The 17146-nt window shown below is 62.4% G+C and carries 13 protein-coding genes and 1 tRNA gene; 7 read left to right on the top strand and 7 right to left on the bottom strand.

Annotated elements, in window-relative coordinates; genetic code table 11:
• The first annotated feature begins 5 nt into the window (after window positions 1–5).
• The 7 genes from RA29_RS02805 (at window position 6) to RA29_RS23120 (ending at window position 8256) form a co-directional block, all read left to right on the top strand.
• Window positions 6–1058: a LacI family DNA-binding transcriptional regulator gene (locus tag RA29_RS02805; protein ID WP_206540133.1), complete on the top strand. Its 1053-nt coding sequence runs from the start codon at window positions 6–8 to the stop codon at window positions 1056–1058.
• Between the two features lie 22 nt (window positions 1059–1080).
• Window positions 1081–2139, top strand: a complete 1059-nt coding sequence (locus RA29_RS02800) for a sugar phosphate isomerase/epimerase (RefSeq protein ID WP_039683854.1) — start codon at window positions 1081–1083, stop codon at window positions 2137–2139.
• A 93-nt stretch (window positions 2140–2232) separates the two neighbouring features.
• Window positions 2233–3363 (top strand): Gfo/Idh/MocA family oxidoreductase, encoded by a 1131-nt coding sequence (locus tag RA29_RS02795; protein WP_039682746.1) that lies wholly within the window; start codon window positions 2233–2235, stop codon window positions 3361–3363.
• 63 nt (window positions 3364–3426) lie between these two features.
• Window positions 3427–3500 (top strand) — tRNA-Gly (locus RA29_RS02790).
• A gap of 85 nt (window positions 3501–3585) precedes the next feature.
• The gene (locus RA29_RS02785; protein ID WP_039682744.1) at window positions 3586–5397 is read left to right on the top strand and encodes an ABC transporter transmembrane domain-containing protein; all 1812 of its coding nucleotides are present in this window, start codon (window positions 3586–3588) and stop codon (window positions 5395–5397) included.
• Window positions 5398–5560: 163 nt separating this feature from the next.
• Window positions 5561–7459 carry an acyl-CoA synthetase gene (locus tag RA29_RS02780; RefSeq protein ID WP_039682742.1) on the top strand — a complete coding sequence of 633 codons (1899 nt, stop codon included), beginning with the start codon at window positions 5561–5563 and terminating at the stop codon, window positions 7457–7459.
• Window positions 7460–7782: 323 nt separating this feature from the next.
• A complete protein-coding gene (locus RA29_RS23120; RefSeq protein ID WP_039682740.1) occupies window positions 7783–8256 on the top strand; it encodes a thioredoxin family protein in 474 nt (157 codons plus the stop codon).
• A 180-nt stretch (window positions 8257–8436) separates the two neighbouring features.
• On the opposite strand, the gene RA29_RS02770 is transcribed toward RA29_RS23120, so the two are convergent.
• From RA29_RS02770 to RA29_RS02740, 7 genes are all read right to left on the bottom strand, one after another.
• Entirely contained in the window at window positions 8437–9273 is an 837-nt protein-coding gene (locus RA29_RS02770; RefSeq protein WP_039682738.1) for an alkaline phosphatase family protein, read from the bottom strand.
• 145 nt (window positions 9274–9418) lie between these two features.
• Entirely contained in the window at window positions 9419–11053 is a 1635-nt protein-coding gene (locus tag RA29_RS02765; protein ID WP_039682736.1) for an ABC transporter ATP-binding protein, read from the bottom strand.
• A 64-nt stretch (window positions 11054–11117) separates the two neighbouring features.
• Complete coding sequence (locus RA29_RS02760) at window positions 11118–11936, bottom strand: ABC transporter permease (RefSeq protein WP_039682734.1); 819 nt, start codon at window positions 11934–11936, stop codon at window positions 11118–11120.
• A 15-nt stretch (window positions 11937–11951) separates the two neighbouring features.
• Entirely contained in the window at window positions 11952–12395 is a 444-nt protein-coding gene (locus RA29_RS02755) for a hypothetical protein (RefSeq protein WP_193743448.1), read from the bottom strand.
• Window positions 12392–13348, bottom strand: coding sequence for an ABC transporter permease (locus RA29_RS02750; RefSeq protein ID WP_039682731.1), 957 nt, complete (start codon window positions 13346–13348; stop codon window positions 12392–12394). The genes RA29_RS02755 and RA29_RS02750 overlap by 4 nt, the downstream gene beginning before the upstream one ends.
• A 97-nt stretch (window positions 13349–13445) precedes the next feature.
• Window positions 13446–15038 (bottom strand): ABC transporter substrate-binding protein, encoded by a 1593-nt coding sequence (locus tag RA29_RS02745; RefSeq protein WP_039683852.1) that lies wholly within the window; start codon window positions 15036–15038, stop codon window positions 13446–13448.
• A gap of 132 nt (window positions 15039–15170) precedes the next feature.
• Entirely contained in the window at window positions 15171–17123 is a 1953-nt protein-coding gene (locus RA29_RS02740) for a CocE/NonD family hydrolase (RefSeq protein WP_039682729.1), read from the bottom strand.
• Between the last annotated feature and the right edge of the window lie 23 nt (window positions 17124–17146).

Here is a 17146-nt window from a genome sequence, read left to right as displayed (position 1 = left end):
CACGTTTGAACAAACAGGACACGAAGAGCGGCCTGAAACCGACCGTCAATGACATTGCTCGCGTGGCGGGTGTGTCGCTGGCGACGGTGGACCGTGTCCTGAACGCCCGCCCCGGCGTGCGCGCCGTGACCATCGAAAAGGTGAACAAGGCCATCGCCGAGTTGGGCTATATCCGCGACACGGCGGCGGCCAATCTCGCGCGCGGGCGCGTCTATAACATGTTGTTTATCCTGCCAGATACGGCGAATGAGTTCGTGGTGGCGCTGGATGCGCATGTGACCGAACAGGGCGCAAAGCTGCGCCACCAGCGGACCACGCTGGACACCGTCCGAGTGCCGCCCTTTGATCCGCAGGCCATTGTGCAGGCTCTGGACAGCGTGGATGCCACGCGCACGGACGGCGTGGCCGTATTCGGGCCGGAAACCCCGTCTGTTCGCGATGCGGTCAAGCGGGCACGGGCGCGCGGGATTGTGGTCGTGGCTCTGGTCGCGGACCTGCCCAGTTCGGATCGCGATCATTTCATCGGCGTGGACAACGTGGCCGCGGGCCGGACAGCCGCGCATCTCATGGGCCGCTTTGCCAAGCGGGGCGGGCGTGTGCTTGTCATCACCGGCTCGCGGCTCGCACGGGATCATCTGGAGCGGCGCAAGGGCTTTGATGCTGTCATGTCGGACCGTTTTCCGGAACTGGACGTGGTTGCCAGTATCGAGGGGCGGGACGATCCCGACCTGATCCGCAAGATGCTGCCCGAGGTCTTTGCATCCTATCCCGACCTCCGCGGTATTTACTCGTCCGCTGCGGGCAATCCCGGTCTGATCCAGTATCTCAGCGACAAACCGCATCCCGGCCTCGTGGTCATCGCGCATGAGTTGACGCCAACCTCGCGCACGGCCTTGGAGCAGGATGTGTTTGATGCAATCATCTCGCAGGACACCGGGCACCTTGTGCGCTCTGCCGTGCGGCTGATGAAGGCTACGGCAGATCGCCAGCCCATCGACCACACGCAGGAACGCATCCGCATCGACATCTATCTGAAGGAAAACATGCCGTCGCCATAGCGGCATGAAGGGAGGAGACATCATGAAAACCATCAAGGGCCCGGCGCTGTTCCTGGCGCAATTCGCGGGCGATGAGGCGCCGTTCAATTCGTGGGACGCCATCACCAAATGGGCGGCCGAGTGTGGCTACAAGGGCGTGCAGGTGCCCAGCTGGGACGACCGCCTGTTTGACGTGATGAAAGCGGCGGGTTCGCAGGATTATTGCGATGAATTTCTGGGTGTGGCGCGTGAGAACGGCGTTGAGGTGACCGAGCTTTCGACCCACCTGCAAGGTCAGCTTGTGGCGGTGCACCCGGCCTATGACAGTGCATTCGACGGCTTTGCAGCGGAAGAGGTGCGCGGCAATCCCAAGGCGCGGCAGGAATGGGCGGTGGAGCAGGTGAAGTATGCGCTGTCCGCCTCATCTCGCATGGGGATCAAGGCGCATGCGACCTTCTCTGGCGCTTTGGCGTGGCCGTACATCTACCCGTGGCCGCAACGCCCTGCGGGTCTGATCGAAACCGCCTTTGACGAATTGGCGGCGCGCTGGCGTCCGATTTTGGATCATGCCGAAGAGATGGGTGTCGATGTCTGCTATGAAATCCATCCGGGCGAAGACCTGCACGACGGTGTGACCTTCGAGATGTTCTTGGAACGCTTGGACAACCACCCGCGCTGTAACATGCTGTACGACCCCAGCCACTACGTGCTGCAATGCCTTGATTACCTTGATAATATCGACATCTACAAGGACCGCATCCGCATGTTCCACGTCAAGGATGCGGAGTTCAATCCGACCGGGCGGCAGGGCGTTTACTCGGGATATCAAAGCTGGGTGGACCGAGCGGGCCGGTTCCGCTCCCTCGGCGATGGGCAGGTCGATTTCGGGGCAGTGTTTTCGAAGATGGCCGCCAATGATTTCGATGGTTGGGCTGTGGTGGAATGGGAATGCTGTCTGAAGCACCCCGAAGACGGTGCGCGTGAGGGTGCGCAGTTCGTCAAGGATCACATCATTCGCGTGACCGAGCGGGCCTTTGACGACTTTGCCGATGGCGGAACGGATGAGGCGGCCAACCGCAAGATGTTGGGCATCGAGGGTTAGCGTTGGCGCTTTTGGTGGATCGGCCCTTCGGGGAGGATTTTTTGAAACAGGGAAGAGGGACGGTTGTGCACTCACGCCGACCGGGAGGATGAGATGAGCCGGATCAAATTGGGTATGGTGGGCGGCGGCAATGACGCCTTTATCGGGGCGGTGCACCGCATTGCGAGCCGTATTGATGATCGTTTTGAGTTGGTGGCGGGGGCGCTCAGCTCGACGCCTGAGAAGTCGCAGGCCAGTGGTGAGGCCCTTGGGCTGCCGCGCATCTATGACGATTTCAAGCAGATGGCGCAGCGTGAGGCGCGGCGGAAGGACGGCATTGATGCAGTCAGCATCGTGACGCCCAACCATGTACACTACGCGGCGGCGCGCGAGTTTTTGAAGCGTGGCATTCACGTGATTTGCGACAAGCCGCTGACATCGACCCTCGCGGATGCCAAGAAGCTGGTGAAGGCGGCGGAGGACAGCAATGCGCTGTTCATCCTGACCCATAACTACACGGGCTACCCCATGGTGCGGCAGGCGCGTGAGATGATTGCAAACGGCGATATCGGTGCCATTCGCGTGGTGCAGGTGGAGTATCCGCAGGACTGGCTCACGGTCGAGCAGGACTTCAAACAGGCCGAGTGGCGCACCGATCCTGCGCGGTCAGGTGCAGGTGGTTCAACGGGTGACATTGGAACGCACGCCTTTAATCTGGCTTGTTTTGTTACGGGGTTGGAGGTTGAGAGCCTCGCTGCCGACCTCACTGCCTTTGTTCCGGAGCGGCAGGTGGACGACAATGGCCACGTCATGCTGCGCTTTGAAGGCGGGGCCAAGGGGATGCTGTGGTGCAGCCAGGTGGCACCGGGCAATGAGAACGCGCTGCGCATTCGGGTCTATGGTGACAAAGGCGGTCTCGAATGGGCACAGGAAGACCCAAACTACCTATGGCATACGCCCTTTGGCGAGCCGAAGCGTCTGATCACGCGTAATGGGGCAGGGGCCGGCGACGCGGCGGCGCGTGTCTCGCGCATTCCGCCTGGCCATCCGGAGGGGTATCTGGAGGGCTTTGCCAATATCTACACCGAGGCGGCGGATGCGATCATGGCGACTAAGGCGGGGAAGGGCGTGCCTGCGGATGTGCTTTACCCGACCGTCCATGACGGGTTGAAGGGGGTGCAGTTCGTGTCGGCTTGCGTGAAATCCTCGGCCCGGAACGCGGCCTGGGTGAAACTGGACCACTGAACATATGGGCCAAGGGGCGGCTTGACCCGCCCCGGCCCTTGTCATATCTGAGGCGTCGGAGCTGCGGGCGTTGTGTAGTGGTAAGACCTTAGCCTTCCAAGCTAATGACGCGGGTTCGATTCCCGCCGCCCGCTCCAAACCTTTCCCATGCGCCGCCCTGTCCACTTGACCAGACTGCACTGGTACATGCATGTGCAGGCGTGAGTAGTTTCCGGAGACCGCATGGCCGACCAGACGACCGCCGCCGCACCGCCCAATCCAGGCACGGAAGAGCGCGAAAAATCCAAGAAAATCGGCGCGTTGCGCGCGCTTTGGCCTTTTGTTGTGCCGTATTGGAAGCTGATGTGCGCGGCCATCGCAGCCCTTGTATCGACGGCCATCGTGTCGCTAACGCTGCCCCTGGCCGTCCGCCGGGTGGTCGACAACTTCAATACCGAGCATTCGGAGATCCTTGATCTCTATTTCCTTGCTGCGATTGGCATCGCAGGTCTTTTGGCCATCGGGACAGCTGTTCGCTACATGCTGGTTACGCGGCTGGGGGAGCGGGTCGTGGCCGACATTCGCAAGGCCGTGTTCGACCGGGTCATCGGCATGTCGCCGAGTTTTTACGAAAACATCATGACGGGCGAAGTGCTGAGCCGGATCACCACCGACACCACGCTGATCTTGAGTGTGATCGGCTCATCCATCTCGATTGCGCTGCGTAACATGTTGATTTTTATTGGTGGTCTCGTCCTGATGCTGCTGACCTCCGCCAAGCTGACTGGGCTTGTTCTGTTGATCGTGCCCGCCGTTGTGGTGCCGATCCTTGTGCTGGGGCGGCGTTTGCGCGTGCTGAGCCGTGAGAACCAGGACTGGATTGCGGCGTCTTCAGGCAGCGCTTCGGAACAGTTGAGCGCGGTGCAGACGGTGCAGGCCTTTACTCATGAGGCGACAAGCCGGACGATGTTCTCGGACGTGACGGAACTGAGCTTTGGTGCGGCTCGTCGTCGGATCGCGGTGCGCGCACTGATGACGGCGATTGTGATTTTCCTGGTCTTTGTCGGCATCGTCGGCGTGCTGTGGATCGGCGCAAATGATGTGCGATCCGATGCGATGACGATGGGCGCGCTGATCCAGTTTGTGATCTATGCGGTCATGGTTGCTGGAGGCGTGGCTGCCCTGTCCGAGATCATCGGGGAATTGCAGCGCGCTGCCGGGGCGACAGAGCGTTTGGTTGAGTTGTTGCAGGTCGAGGATGCGGTGCAGGATGTGTCTGCGCCTGTGGCCGTACCCGCGCCGGTCAAGGGGCATATCCGGTTCGAGGATGTGCGCTTTGCCTATCCAGCGCGGCCTGGGATCAAGGCGTTGGATGGCGTGACGCTTGACATTCAGCCGGGTGAGACGGTGGCCTTTGTCGGCCCGTCGGGGGCCGGGAAAACCACGATTATTCAGATGCTTCTGCGCTTCTATGATCCGCAGGAGGGTCGAGTGTTGCTGGACGGTGTGGATGTGGCCGAGATGGCGCGTGAAGCATTCCGCCAAGAGATCGCACTGGTACCGCAGGACCCGATCATATTTGCCGCGTCGGCCGCGGAAAACATTGCCTTTGGCCGCCCTGGCGCCAGCCAGACAGAGATTGAGGCGGCGGCCAAAGCGGCGGCAGCCCACGACTTCATCAGTGCGCTGCCGGACGGCTATGACAGCCCGCTGGGCGAGCGCGGTGTGATGCTGTCGGGAGGGCAGAAGCAGCGTATCGCGATTGCCCGTGCGATCCTGCGCGACGCGCCTGTCCTGCTGCTGGACGAAGCGACCAGCGCGCTGGATGCCGAAAGCGAGCGCGCGGTGCAGGAGGCCGTCGATACGTTGGCGCAGGGTCGCACGACGCTGATCGTGGCGCACCGTCTGGCGACTGTGAAAATGGCGGACCGGATTGTCGTGCTGGATCAGGGCCGTATCGTCGCCCAAGGCCCGCATCACCAGCTTGTGGCCGAGGATGGCCTTTATGCCCGGCTCGCCCGTTTGCAGTTCACGGACGGCGTTGCTGCTGAATAGGCACCGCCTGATTTTGACCCAAGGTAACCCGTTCTGACGCCGCGTCCGACCGGGGCCTTTCCCCTTGCAATGCTTGAACATTGCGGCAATCCACCGCATCTTGTGAGGCGAGGGATCATTGCGCCGAAACAAATAAAGACATGGCGCTACAGGGAGGAAGACCATGACATATGCCGGGTTCGCGGACCGCGATGCCATTGAAAAAGAGATGCCGTGGGAGGAACGCGACGTCGCCAAAACCCTCTTTGGTATGCTCAGCGATACGGCCGAAAAATTCCCGAACCACAACGCTGTCAGCTTCCAGATTTTCTCTGATCCGAAGTCCAAGGCCGAAACGCTGACATGGACGCAGTTGCAGGGTCGGACCGCGCAATGTGCCAACATGTTACGGCAGCACGGCATCGGGCCGACAGATGTTGTGGCTTATGTCCTGCCCAACGCGACCGAGACCATCGTGGCCCTGCTGGGTGGCGCGACTGCCGGGATCGTGAACCCGATCAATCCGCTGCTCGACGCCGAACAGATTGGGGCCATCCTCCGCGAGACGGGGGCCAAGGTTCTTGTGACCCTGCGCGCCTTTCCCAAGACGGACGTGGCGCAGAAGATGTCCGAAGCCGTCAAGCTGGCGCCCAACGTCAAGACGGTGCTCGAGGTCGATCTGCTGGGCCATGTGTCAGGCCTCAAATCCTTCATCATCCCGCTGATCCGTCCGAAGATGGAGAAGGCGCCGGGTGTCACCTATCTGAACTTCAACGAGGAATGCGCCAAGCATCCGACCACCCTGCAATTCGAGGATGTGCAGGAGGACCGCGTCGCCTGTTACTTCCATACGGGCGGCACCACGGGCATGCCCAAGGTCGCGCAGCACAAGTATTCCGGCATGGTCTACAACGGCTGGGTCGGTGCGACCGTGCTGTTGACGGAAGAGGATAACATACTGGCACCATTGCCACTTTTCCACGTGATGGCGGCGCATGTGCTGCTGTTGGGGGCTGTGGCCTCGGGCGCGCACTGCATCTTCCCCACGCCGCAGGGCTACCGAGGCGAGGGCGTTTTTGACAATATCTGGAAGCTGACGGAGCGGTGGAAGATCACGTTTATCGCGTCGGTCCCCACCGCCATTGCGGCGATGATGCAGCGCGGGATTGATGCGGATATCAGCACGGTGAAGTCCACATTTTCGGGTTCCGCGCCGCTGCCGCAAGAGCTGTTCAAGCGCTATGAGAGTGCGGCTGGTGTGGACATTGTCGAAGGTTACGGCATGACCGAGGCGACCTGTCTGGTGTCGGGCAACCCTATCGACGGTGAGAAGAAAATCGGGTCCGTCGGGATCCCGTTCCCCTACACCGAAGTGAAGATCTACAAGGGCACGCCGGAGGGTCCGGTCGAGGCGGATGTGGACGAGATTGGTGAGATTTGTGTGAGCAATCCGGGCGTCTGGCCGGGCAATACGTATACCGAGGCGGATAAGAACAAGGACTTGTTCTACAACGAAAAATTCCTGCGCACGGGTGATCTGGGCCGCTTTGATGCGGATGGGTATTTGTGGATCACGGGCCGGGCCAAGGACCTGATCATTCGCGGTGGTCACAACATTGATCCGGCCGAGATCGAGGAGGCGCTGTTGGGCCATGAGGCCGTCGCCTTTGCTGGGGCCATCGGTCAGCCGGACAAGCATTCGGGTGAGGTGCCGTGCGCGTATGTCGAGCTTGTTGACGGGGCAAGTGTGACGCCGGACGAGTTGATCGCCTTCTGCAAGGAGCATGTGCACGAGCGGGCGGCGCAGCCTAAGCATATGACAATTATGGATGAATTGCCGAAAACCGCTGTTGGCAAGATCTTCAAGCCCGACCTGCGGAAAGAGGCGATTGCGCGTATCTACAACGCGGCGTTGGCTGAGGCGGGCTTGAAGGCGCAGGTGGTCACCGTGACCGATGACAAGACACGTGGGCTGGTGGCGCGGGTGGCTGCCAATGGCGAGAGCGAGACGGCGATCCAGACCGTGCTGGGCGATTTTGTCCGGCCCTGGGATATGGCGTCCGAGGCGATGGCGGCCGAGTAATCCTTAACGCACCGTGCGGTGCGCTGTGAGATCGGGAAAGGCGCGAAACTGCGAAGTTTGTCGCGCCTTTTGCGTGTTTTGGGCCTCGTGTTTTCCGGTGATTTCGGGGTGTTTTGGGCAAACTGCACATTTTGGGCCTGAAACTGCGTGTTTTCACCCGTCTGAGGCCGTTAACGACCCGTTCATATTTGGGTCTGCGTTAACCTTTGCTTTGGGGCGTTAACAGGTTGGTCATATTCGGCCCCGAATGACGGAGACGTGAGCGGTGTCTGGGCCCGTTTCGTTGTAGCGTCAGCGGGACATATTCCTGAACGAGAGACCCCATGCCCAAGTCGAAGAAACGTGTGAAGGCGACGGCGGCATCGCCTGAGACCTCTGCCAGTGTCCTGTCCCGCCGGTCGCTGCTGGGCGGTGGGGCCGCCGCCTCTGCCATGGTGCTGGGGGGCGGGTTCTGGGGTGTGAGTTCCTTCCGGACCTATGCGGCGGAGCATGACCTGACGCGGGTGGGTCAGGGCGATCCGGCCATTGTGCAGATCCATGATCCGCAATGCCCGACCTGCACCGCCTTGCAGAAACAGACGCGGCGGGCGCTGCGGGATTTTGACGATTGCGGGATGGCGTATCTGGTGGCGGATATCAACACGCCGGAGGGGGCAGCCTTTGCCCGCCGGTTCAATGCGCCGAATGTGACCTTGCTGCTGTTTGACGGGCAGGGGGCATTGCAGCGCCGGGTGCAGGGGATGCAGCAGGCGGCGGAGTTGGCGCAAGTGTTTGCGGCGCATAAGGCGGCGGTTTGATCTGAGAGCCGGGCACGGGGTCAAGCCGCAGGCGCCGTGCCAGTGGCGGCCCGTCCCGGCGGGCTGCCGCTACATCTCCGCTCGTGCGCAGCGGGACTGTCATAGGCAAATGACCACGATAAACTGCGTTGAAAGAGCGATGGGGCGGCACCCCACGGGCCGCCACTGGCACGGCTGCGGTCAGGCTAGAAACGGTTTGGCCTGCATCGTGTTGGGGACGTCGGCACCGAGGCGGTACAGGATCGTGGGCGCCAATTGCAACTGGTCGATGAAGGTGTTCGCGTCTGGTCCTGTCGCCTCTCCGAAATAGTAGAGCGCTGTTTCCTGCTGCAACGCGCCGCGCCCGCCGTGGTGGCCGCGGTCGTCCTGACCGTGATCCGCCGTTACGATCACCTCGTATCCCATGTCGCGCCAGCGCGGGATGAAAGGGGCCAGCATCTCGTCCATGACGAAACAGGCGTGGTCCATTTCCTGGCTTTCGTGGAAGAAGCGGTGTCCCATGCTGTCGAGCGTGCAGGTGTGCAGCATGCCGTAGGTCAGGTCGAACCGGGCGCAGAGATTGGTGAGCGTGCCGAAGAGGTCCACGTCGGACGGCGTCATCTGGTTGTTGGCCCCGTAGCCCGTCATCGTGTGGAAGCGGCCATGGTTGATCGTGTCGCTGTCTGGCTCGTCATATTCGATGTCACGGACAAAATCGAAGGGGTGGCGGTTAAAGAATTCCGACCAGAAGGAATGGGCGACGGCCCCTGTGGTGCCGCCGGCCTTGCGGACTTGGCCGAAGACGTCCGGGTGGGTGAGCCGGAAGACATTGCCATTGCCGGTGCAGCCGTGCTGGGCTGGTGTGACGCCGGTGTGGATGGAGGCATAGCAGGAGGCGGAGATGGAGGGGATGACGCTGCGGTGCGTCCATGTCCGGGCGTCGCCGCTGTCGACCCACCCTTCGAGATTTCCGAAGAGGCGGCGGAAGTTTCGGAGCGGGACCCCGTCGAGGATGATGAGCAGGAGTTTGTTGGTCATGGCAGGCCCCTTTCGTATCAGGGCACTGTAGGCAGGTGGATGTGTCGGGACAAAGACACGTTTGTGCAGGTCAGGTTGCGAAACTGGCGGGTTGGACGGGTCGGACGCGCTTTGCCCTTGGCAAAGACGCCCCGCCCACCGTCCCTTAGTTACCCGCGCTTTCCATTTTGCGGTTGGCGATCACCTCTTCGAGCCAGCCGAGTTTCATTTCAGGCACTGAACTGAGGAGAAGGTCGGTGTAGTCGTCATAGGGCGGCGTGAGCACTTCGGATTTGGTGCCATAGCGCTGGACCTTGCCCTGGTACATCACGGCGATGCTGTCGGAGATCGCTTTGACCGTCGCGAGGTCGTGGGTGATGAAGAGGTAGGCCACGTCCTCGGCCTTTTGCAGGTTCAGGAGCAGCTTGAGGATGCCGTCGGCAACCAGCGGGTCGAGGGCAGATGTGACCTCATCACAGATGATCAGTTTGGGTTTTGCAGCCAGCGCACGGGCGATGCAGACGCGCTGTTTTTGCCCGCCGGAAAGCTCGGCCGGGTAGCGGTCCTGGAAACCTTTGCCCAGTTCGATTTCGTCGAGGAGTTCCTGGATGCGGTTCTGTTTTTCGGCGCCCTTGAGGCCGAAGTAAAACTCGAGGGGGCGTCCGATGATCGTACCGACCGTCTGGCGCGGGTTCATGGCGGTGTCGGCCATCTGGTAGATCATTTGCAGCTCGCGCAGGTCTTCGATGCTGCGCGAGGGTTGATCGGGGCTGAGGGTGCGGCCCGCGAAGGTGATTTTGCCTGCCGTTGGGGGCAGGAGGCCTGTGATGACGCGGGCGAGGGTGGATTTGCCGGAGCCGCTTTCGCCGACGACCGCGAGTGTCTGGCCGGGACTGATGTCGACCGAGACGTTTTGCAGCACGTCGAAATTGACGCCTTTGTAGCGGGCGGTGATGTTTTCGACGCGCAAGACCGGCTCGGTCGGTTGCTTTTCCTCGTGCGTGATGGAGCGGACGGAGACGAGCGCCTTGGTGTACTCTTCTTGCGGTGCGTTGATGATCTGGTCGGTGGTGCCGTATTCGACCTTTTCCCCATGCCGCAGGACCATGATGTGGTCCGACACCTGGGCCACGACGGCGAGGTCATGTGTGATGTAGAGCGCGGCGACGCCAGTGTCGCGGATGGCGTCCTTGATTGCCTTCAGCACGTCGATTTGCGTGGTGACGTCGAGTGCTGTTGTCGGTTCGTCGAAGACCACGAGGTCGGGTTCGGGGCAGAGGGCGAGCGCTGTCATGCAGCGCTGGAGTTGGCCGCCGGAGACCTGGTGCGGGTAGCGGGTGCCGATGGTGTCGGGGTTGGGCAGGCCGAGTTTTGTGAAAAGCGCGATGGCGCGTTTCTGGGCCTGGGATTTGGTGAATTTGCCCTGGCCCACGGCGGCCTCGATCACCTGTTCCATGATCTGCTTGGCCGGGTTGAAGGACGCGGCGGCGGATTGGGAGACATACGTGACCTCGGCCCCGCGCAGTTTGCGGATGTCTTTGAGGGAGGCCTGCCGTACGTCGCGGCCGTTCACCTCGACCGTGCCGCCGGTGAGTGTCACTCCGCCGCGCCCGTAGGCCATGGTGGCGAGGCCGATGGTGGATTTGCCTGCGCCGCTCTCGCCGATCAGGCCCAGCACCTTGCCCGGCTCGACGTCGAAGTCGACGCCGTGCACGATGTCGATGTCGTGCGGCTTTTCGCCCGGTGGGTAGATTGTGGCGCCGATTTTGAGGCCGCGGACTTTGAGGAGTGGTGTGGTCATGCTTGCGTATTCCCGGGGCGCTGCCCCGGACCCCGAGGTATTTTCAGCCAGAAGAAAGGAGGTGTCATCCGCGGCCCCCTTTGAGGGAGGTGGTGCGGTTGAGGATCCAGTCGGCGATGAGGTTCACGCTGATCGCGAGCGTGGCGATGGCGACGGCCGGGTAGAGGGCGGCGCCGATGCCGAAATTGATCCCTTCCTTGTTCTCTTTCACGATGCCGCCCCAGTCTGCGAGCGGCGGTTGGACGCCGATGCCGAGGAAGCTGAGTGTCGAGATGAAGAGCACCATGAAGATGAAGCGCAGGCCCATTTCGGCGACGAGCGGGGAAAGCGCGTTGGGCAGGATTTCGCGGAAGATGATCCAGCCGAGTTTTTCGCCCCTGAGCCGCGCCGCTTCGACGTAGTCCATGACGCTGATGTCCACCGCGACCGCGCGGGCGAGGCGGTAGACGCGGGTGCTGTCGAGGAGGCCCATGATGACGATGAGGGTGACGACTGTGGCCTCGATACTGCTGAGGATGACGAGGGCGAGGATCAGGGATGGGATCGACATAAAGAGGTCGACGAGGCGGGACATGACTTGGTCCACCCAGCCGCCGGAGACGGCCGCCAGGAAGCCGAGGACGGAGCCTGTGGTGAAGCTGAGGATCGTGGCGGCGGTGGCGATGAAGATCGTGGTTTGACCGCCGAAGATCATGCGGGTGAGCAGGTCGCGCCCGATCTGGTCGGTGCCGAGCCAGTGGGCGGCGGAGGACGGCTCCCACACGTCGCCCACGGTTTCAGCCATGCCGTAGGGGGCGATGAGCGGCGCGAAGAGCGCGGCGAGGAAGTAGGTGCCGGTGATCAGCAGGCCGATGGCGGCGGAGAGGGGGATGTTTTTTAGCATTTTTGACTTGCCGCGCTACAAATTGCCGACCATTGGAAGATGCTCGCTGAAAACGTGAACCACGTTGCCGTCTCGTGATGCCCAAGCGGCGCGCTCTACTTTTTGCAGCAGACCTAAGTAAGGGGTGGATTTTCTGGCCGCGTGAAATTGGCAATCTGGTTTTGGACACGCGGTCCTCAAGGACTCTTCGAATTGATAGAAAACGATTGGCGGCACGTTCAGTCCACTTGGGTGGTTCCATCGCCCGCCTTCCAGCGACATGACGTCAAAGCCGCGTTCCTCGAATTTCTCCATCAACTCTATGTTGGACGTGCCGACGAATTTGCGGTCCATGCCTTTGACCATTGACGTTTGAAGCCAAAAGAACACGGCAAGTGGTGCAGCTATGACAAGCAGCACAAGAATGCTCCGCCAGAGGCGAACAATTCGCGCAAAAGGAAGGCCCGTCTGAGACGTCATTTTGGGTGCCTCAACCTTGGGTTTGCTAGTATCGACACCACGTCAGCGACAATGTTCAGGATAATGTAGACAGCGGCGAAGATCACACCGCAGGCCAGAACAACCGGCACGTCCCGTTTCACCACGGCGTCTACAAGGTACTGCCCCATGCCGGGATAAGCGAAGACCACCTCGACCACGACGACACCCACCACGAGGTAGGCGAGGTTGATCATGACCACATTCACGATGGGCGCGATCGCGTTGGGGAAGGCGTGGCGGTAGATGACCTTGAACGTCGTCAGCCCCTTGAGTTCCGCCGTTTCGATATAGGCCGATTGCATCACGTTCAGGATCGCCGCCCGCGTCATGCGCATCATGTGCGCCAGCACCACCAGCGTCAGCACGGCCACGGGCAGCGAGATCGCGTGGAGTTGTTCCAAGAGCGTCATGCCGGGACTGATCGAGGCGAAGGAGGGCGCCCAGAAGAGTTGGACCGCGAAGAAGAAGACGAGGATGTAGGCGATCATGAATTCGGGCAGCGAGATCGAGGCGAGCGTGACGCCCGAGATCAGCTTGTCGGGCCAGCGGTTCTGGAACCGCACCGCGATGAGGCCCAGAAGGATCGCAAGGGGGACCGAGATGATCGCGGCCCAGAAGGCCAGGAACAGGGTTGCCCCCATCCTGCGGGAGACTTGATCGGCGATGGGCAGCTTGTTGGTGAGGGCCGTGCCCATGTCGCCCGTGACGATGCCGCCGAGCCATTCGACATAGCGGGTGAGGGCAGGGCGGTTCAGGCCCATTTCCTCGCGCAGGTTGGCGAGGTTTTCGGCGGTGGCGCCTTGGCCGAGGATGGCCTGGGCTGCGTCACCGGGCAGGATTTCGGTCAGGCCGAAGAGCAGGGCGGAGGCCGCCAGCAGAAGGATCAGGCCAAGGCCGAGGCGCTGCAGGACAAGTGTCAGGATGGGGTGCATGAATGGTCAGTTCTTGGGGGTGCGCCCATGGGCGCGACAATCTGTGAAGCCCAACGAAAAACCGCGCCCGGAGGGACCGGACGCGGTTTGAAGTGGTTTAGGCTTTCCAGGTGTACTTGCCGGTTTTCCAGTACATCTGCGGGCCGTTGGGGTTGGGTTCCCACCCCTGGACCTTGGCCGAGACTGCGTCCACGAAGTCGTTGAACATTGGCACCATCACGCCGCCCTCTTCGTTCATCATGCGGCCCATCTTGGAATAGATCTCTTTCCGCTTGGCTTCGTCGATCTCGGCACGGGCTTCGAGCAGCATGGCGTCGAATTCCGGGCGCTTCCAGCGGGTGTCGTTCCAGTCCGCCGTGGACAGGTAAGCGGTCGTGTACATCTGGTCCTGCACGGGGCGACCGCCCCAGTAGGAGGCGCAGAAGGGCTGCACGTTCCAGACCTCGGACCAGTAGCCGTCATTGGGTTCGCGCTTGATTTCCAGCGGGATGCCTGCGGCCTGGCAGGACTGCTGGAAGAGGGCTGCGGCATCCACTGCGCCGGGGAAGGCGCCGTCTGCGGTGCGCAGGATGATGGGCGAGCCGTCGTGGCCGGATTTCTTGTAGTGTTCCGCCGCTTTTTCCAGATCGAAGGTGCGCTGCGGGATCGTGTCGTCAAAGAGCGGGTAGGCCGCGTTGATCGGCATGTCGTTCCCGATAGAGCCGTAGCCTTGCAGGATTTTTTCGACCATTTCTTCGCGGTTGAGCGCGTGTTTCAGGGCGAGGCGTAGCTCATTTTCGTCGAAGGGGGCGGTGTCCACGTGCATGATAAAGACGTAGTGGCCGCGCCCTTGGGTGGACAGGACGTTGATGGTGGGTGCGCGGTCGAGCAGCTTGGCGATCTTGGGCTCGACCCGGTTGATTGCGTCCACCTGGCCTGATTGCAGGGCCGCGGTCCGGGCTGTCGCGTCGTTCAGGACGATCAGTTCCACCGCGTCGTAGTGGGCCACTTCGGTCTGGTCGCCACCCCAGTAGTCCGCCTTGCGCTTGAAGGTCATGCGCACGCCGGGTTCGTCCGTTTCCAGCGTATAGGGGCCGGTGCCGATGGCCGCTGCGGGGTCGTCAAAGCCGCCGCCCGGCTGGATGATCAGGTGGTAGTCGGCCATCAGGTAGGGCAGGTCGGCGTTGCCGACGCCCAGCGTCACTTCGAACACGTCGCCATCGGTGCGCATCGCTTCGATCCCCTGCACGATGCCGAGCGCGCCGGATTTTGAATCTTCGTTGGAGTGCCGTTCCATGGTTTTCAGCACGTCGTCCGCCGTGACCGCTGCGCCGTTCGAAAAGGTCACGCCGCTGCGGATCTTGAAACGCCAGACCGTGGCGTCGTCCGACCCTTCCCAGCTTTCGGCCACGAGCCCCTTGAGGCTGCCGTCTGCCACCAGCTCGACCAGCGGTTCGCCCCAGAGAAAGCCGCCCGCCAGCGGCACGTCGGAGGCCCATGTGGCCGGGTCCTGGCTGTTGGTGCTTTCGCCGCCTTGGATGCCCATCTTGAACGTCCCGCCCGCGACCGGTGTCGCCTTGGCCGGGGTGGCGAGCATGGAGGTTGCGACGGCGGCGGACACGCCAAGCGCCGCAGCGCGCGCCATGAAGTCGCGGCGCGTCATCGTGCCTGCCGCCACCTTGGCGGACAGGTGTTTCAATTCGTTAGACATCGGTTTCTCCCGGTTGGTCCCCTGCGCCTTCGGTGGCGCGTTTTTTTGATTACCCGGCCAGCGTACCCATTTGATGACACCCTTCAAGGGGGAATCCGGGGTGTGCACGGCTTCGTGGGTGGGTTGCCGCCGTCAGAGCAGGTCGCGGGCGATTTTGTCTGTGATGTCCTTGTGGTAGATCCGGGTGTCGTTCTCGAACGCCTCTATCGAGGCGCTGATGTGGAAATGGGTGGCGTCGGACCACATCGCACAGCGCGCTTCGGTGCGCAGGCGGGTGCCGTTGCGTTCCAGCTCGTCCGTCCAGTGGCAGGTGCCGCGCGCCGAGAGCGGGTTACCTGGGTGGATGTCCCAGCGTTCGCGAGCGACGGAGCCGGTGATGAGGCCGTGATCGAGGTCGCGGCGTTTGCCGAAGTCATCCTCTATCACCAGCGAGGTGACGCCGGTGACCATATCGGTTTCCTGGCGGCGGATGTGGGCTTCGGCACGGAGCTCTTCGGTTTGCCAGGGTGCGGCTGCGTCGGGCGGGGAGAAGGTCCAGTAGCCTGCTGTTGTCAGGGCGTCGATGCTGATGGAGCCGCTGTGGAGCGTGACCGTTGCCGCCTCTGGCGCGGGCCAGATCAGGGGCCAGTAGGCGGTCGAGACCGCGACGCGGATGCGGTGGCCTGCGGGCACGGTATAGGCGATGTGGTCAAGCGGCAGGTGGATCTCCTCGCGCTGGCCCGGCACGAGCGGATGGCCGAGATGCTTGGCGAGGTTCAAGACCCCATAGGTGATCCGGGTGGCGGCGCTATCGGGGTGGATGTGGTTCAGGCGTATGGCGATGTGGGCGACGGGTCGATCGGCACTGAGCGTCAGGCGGATGACGGGCGCGCCGGTGATGGACAGCTCGCTGTCGAGCGGCGCGCTGTCGAAGCAGGCGCTGAGCGCGTCGTCGCGCCGCTGGTCACCGGGCAATTCGGGGCCGAGCCAGATGGCGCAGTACTCCCCGGCATCGGCACCCGTGTCCTGGGGCGAGGCCACCGTGTGATGTAAGCTGCCTTGCTCCGGGGTGAGCCCGGTGTCGGTCAGAAACCACGTGCGCTGCTCGCTTTGCGGGTCGGCCAGCCAGCGCCCGGGTCGCTCGGTGTACCATGTTGCGGGGCGCACGCCGTCCATCAGGTAGCTGCGCAGGTCCGGGTCGTCCTCGACCCCGGTGTCGATCCCCTTCAGCCAGCGGTCCCACCAGCGCAGTGCCTCTTGCAGAAAGCCGATCCGGGGTTCGGGCACGGCGAAATGGGGGTACTTGTGGACCCAGGGGCCGAGGATGCCCTTTGCGCCGGGGATGTTTTTGACGATCTGGGGCACCGCGTTCTTGTAGGCGTCGCCCCAGCCGCCGATGGCGAGCACCTTGGCCTTGATCGTGTCGTAGCTTTCGCAGACGGAGCCGTGTTGCCAATAGGCGTCGCGGCTTTGGTGGCGGAGCCAGACCGAGGGCAGAAACGGTTCGTTCTCAAGCCGCTCCAACCACATCTCGCGCCAGTCGGGGCGCAGGGCGGGGTCAGGCGCGCGGGAGGAGTAGCTCCACATTGTCGCCCCCCAACCGAGGTTCTCGTTGAGCAGACAGCCGCCCTTGTAATGGATGTCATCTGCAAATCGGTCGACGGTTGAGCAGAGCGTGATGATCGCCTTGAGCGGGGCGGGGGCCATGGCAGCGACCTGCAGGCTGTTGAAGCCGCCCCAGCTGATGCCCATCATCCCCACGTTCCCATTGCACCAGGGCTGGGCTGCTGCCCAGGTGATCACCTGGGCCGCATCGTCGAGTTCCTGTTGGGTGTATTCATCCGCCATCAGCCCGTGGCTGTCGCCATTGCCGCGCATGTCGACGCGCAGGCAGGCATAGCCGCGCTGGGCGACATACGGGTGGGTCAGCGCATCACGGGCACAGGTGCCGTCGCGCTTTCGGTAGGGCAGGTATTCGAGGATGACCGGTACCGGATCGTCGCCGGCATCCACCGGACGCCACATGCGAGCAGAGAGGCGCGTGCCATCGCTGACGGTGATGCCCAGATCAGGGTGTTCTTCGATCTCACGGAGGGTGTTTGTCATGGGCGCACGGTGGGAGGCGTGCC

The organism is Tateyamaria sp. ANG-S1, from assembly GCF_000814025.1.
Lineage (GTDB): Bacteria > Pseudomonadota > Alphaproteobacteria > Rhodobacterales > Rhodobacteraceae > Tateyamaria.
Note: the sequence above shows the minus strand (reverse complement) of the source record. Positions and strands in the feature narration are given on the sequence as shown.

Bases quoted from the DNA above. Each gene is read 5' to 3' on its own strand.
- RA29_RS02750 (WP_039682731.1), bottom strand. From the start codon at position 13,348: ATGCACCCCATCCTGACACTTGTCCTGCAGCGCCTCGGCCTTGGCCTG.
- RA29_RS02755 (WP_193743448.1), bottom strand. From the start codon at position 12,395: ATGACGTCTCAGACGGGCCTTCCTTTTGCGCGAATTGTTCGCCTCTGG.
- RA29_RS02785 (WP_039682744.1), top strand. From the start codon at position 3,586: ATGGCCGACCAGACGACCGCCGCCGCACCGCCCAATCCAGGCACGGAA.
- RA29_RS02780 (WP_039682742.1), top strand. From the start codon at position 5,561: ATGACATATGCCGGGTTCGCGGACCGCGATGCCATTGAAAAAGAGATG.
- RA29_RS02795 (WP_039682746.1), top strand. From the start codon at position 2,233: ATGAGCCGGATCAAATTGGGTATGGTGGGCGGCGGCAATGACGCCTTT.
- RA29_RS02745 (WP_039683852.1), bottom strand. From the start codon at position 15,038: ATGTCTAACGAATTGAAACACCTGTCCGCCAAGGTGGCGGCAGGCACG.
- RA29_RS02770 (WP_039682738.1), bottom strand. From the start codon at position 9,273: ATGACCAACAAACTCCTGCTCATCATCCTCGACGGGGTCCCGCTCCGA.
- RA29_RS02760 (WP_039682734.1), bottom strand. From the start codon at position 11,936: ATGCTAAAAAACATCCCCCTCTCCGCCGCCATCGGCCTGCTGATCACC.
- RA29_RS02765 (WP_039682736.1), bottom strand. From the start codon at position 11,053: ATGACCACACCACTCCTCAAAGTCCGCGGCCTCAAAATCGGCGCCACA.
- RA29_RS02740 (WP_039682729.1), bottom strand. From the start codon at position 17,123: ATGACAAACACCCTCCGTGAGATCGAAGAACACCCTGATCTGGGCATC.
- RA29_RS02800 (WP_039683854.1), top strand. From the start codon at position 1,081: ATGAAAACCATCAAGGGCCCGGCGCTGTTCCTGGCGCAATTCGCGGGC.
- RA29_RS23120 (WP_039682740.1), top strand. From the start codon at position 7,783: ATGCCCAAGTCGAAGAAACGTGTGAAGGCGACGGCGGCATCGCCTGAG.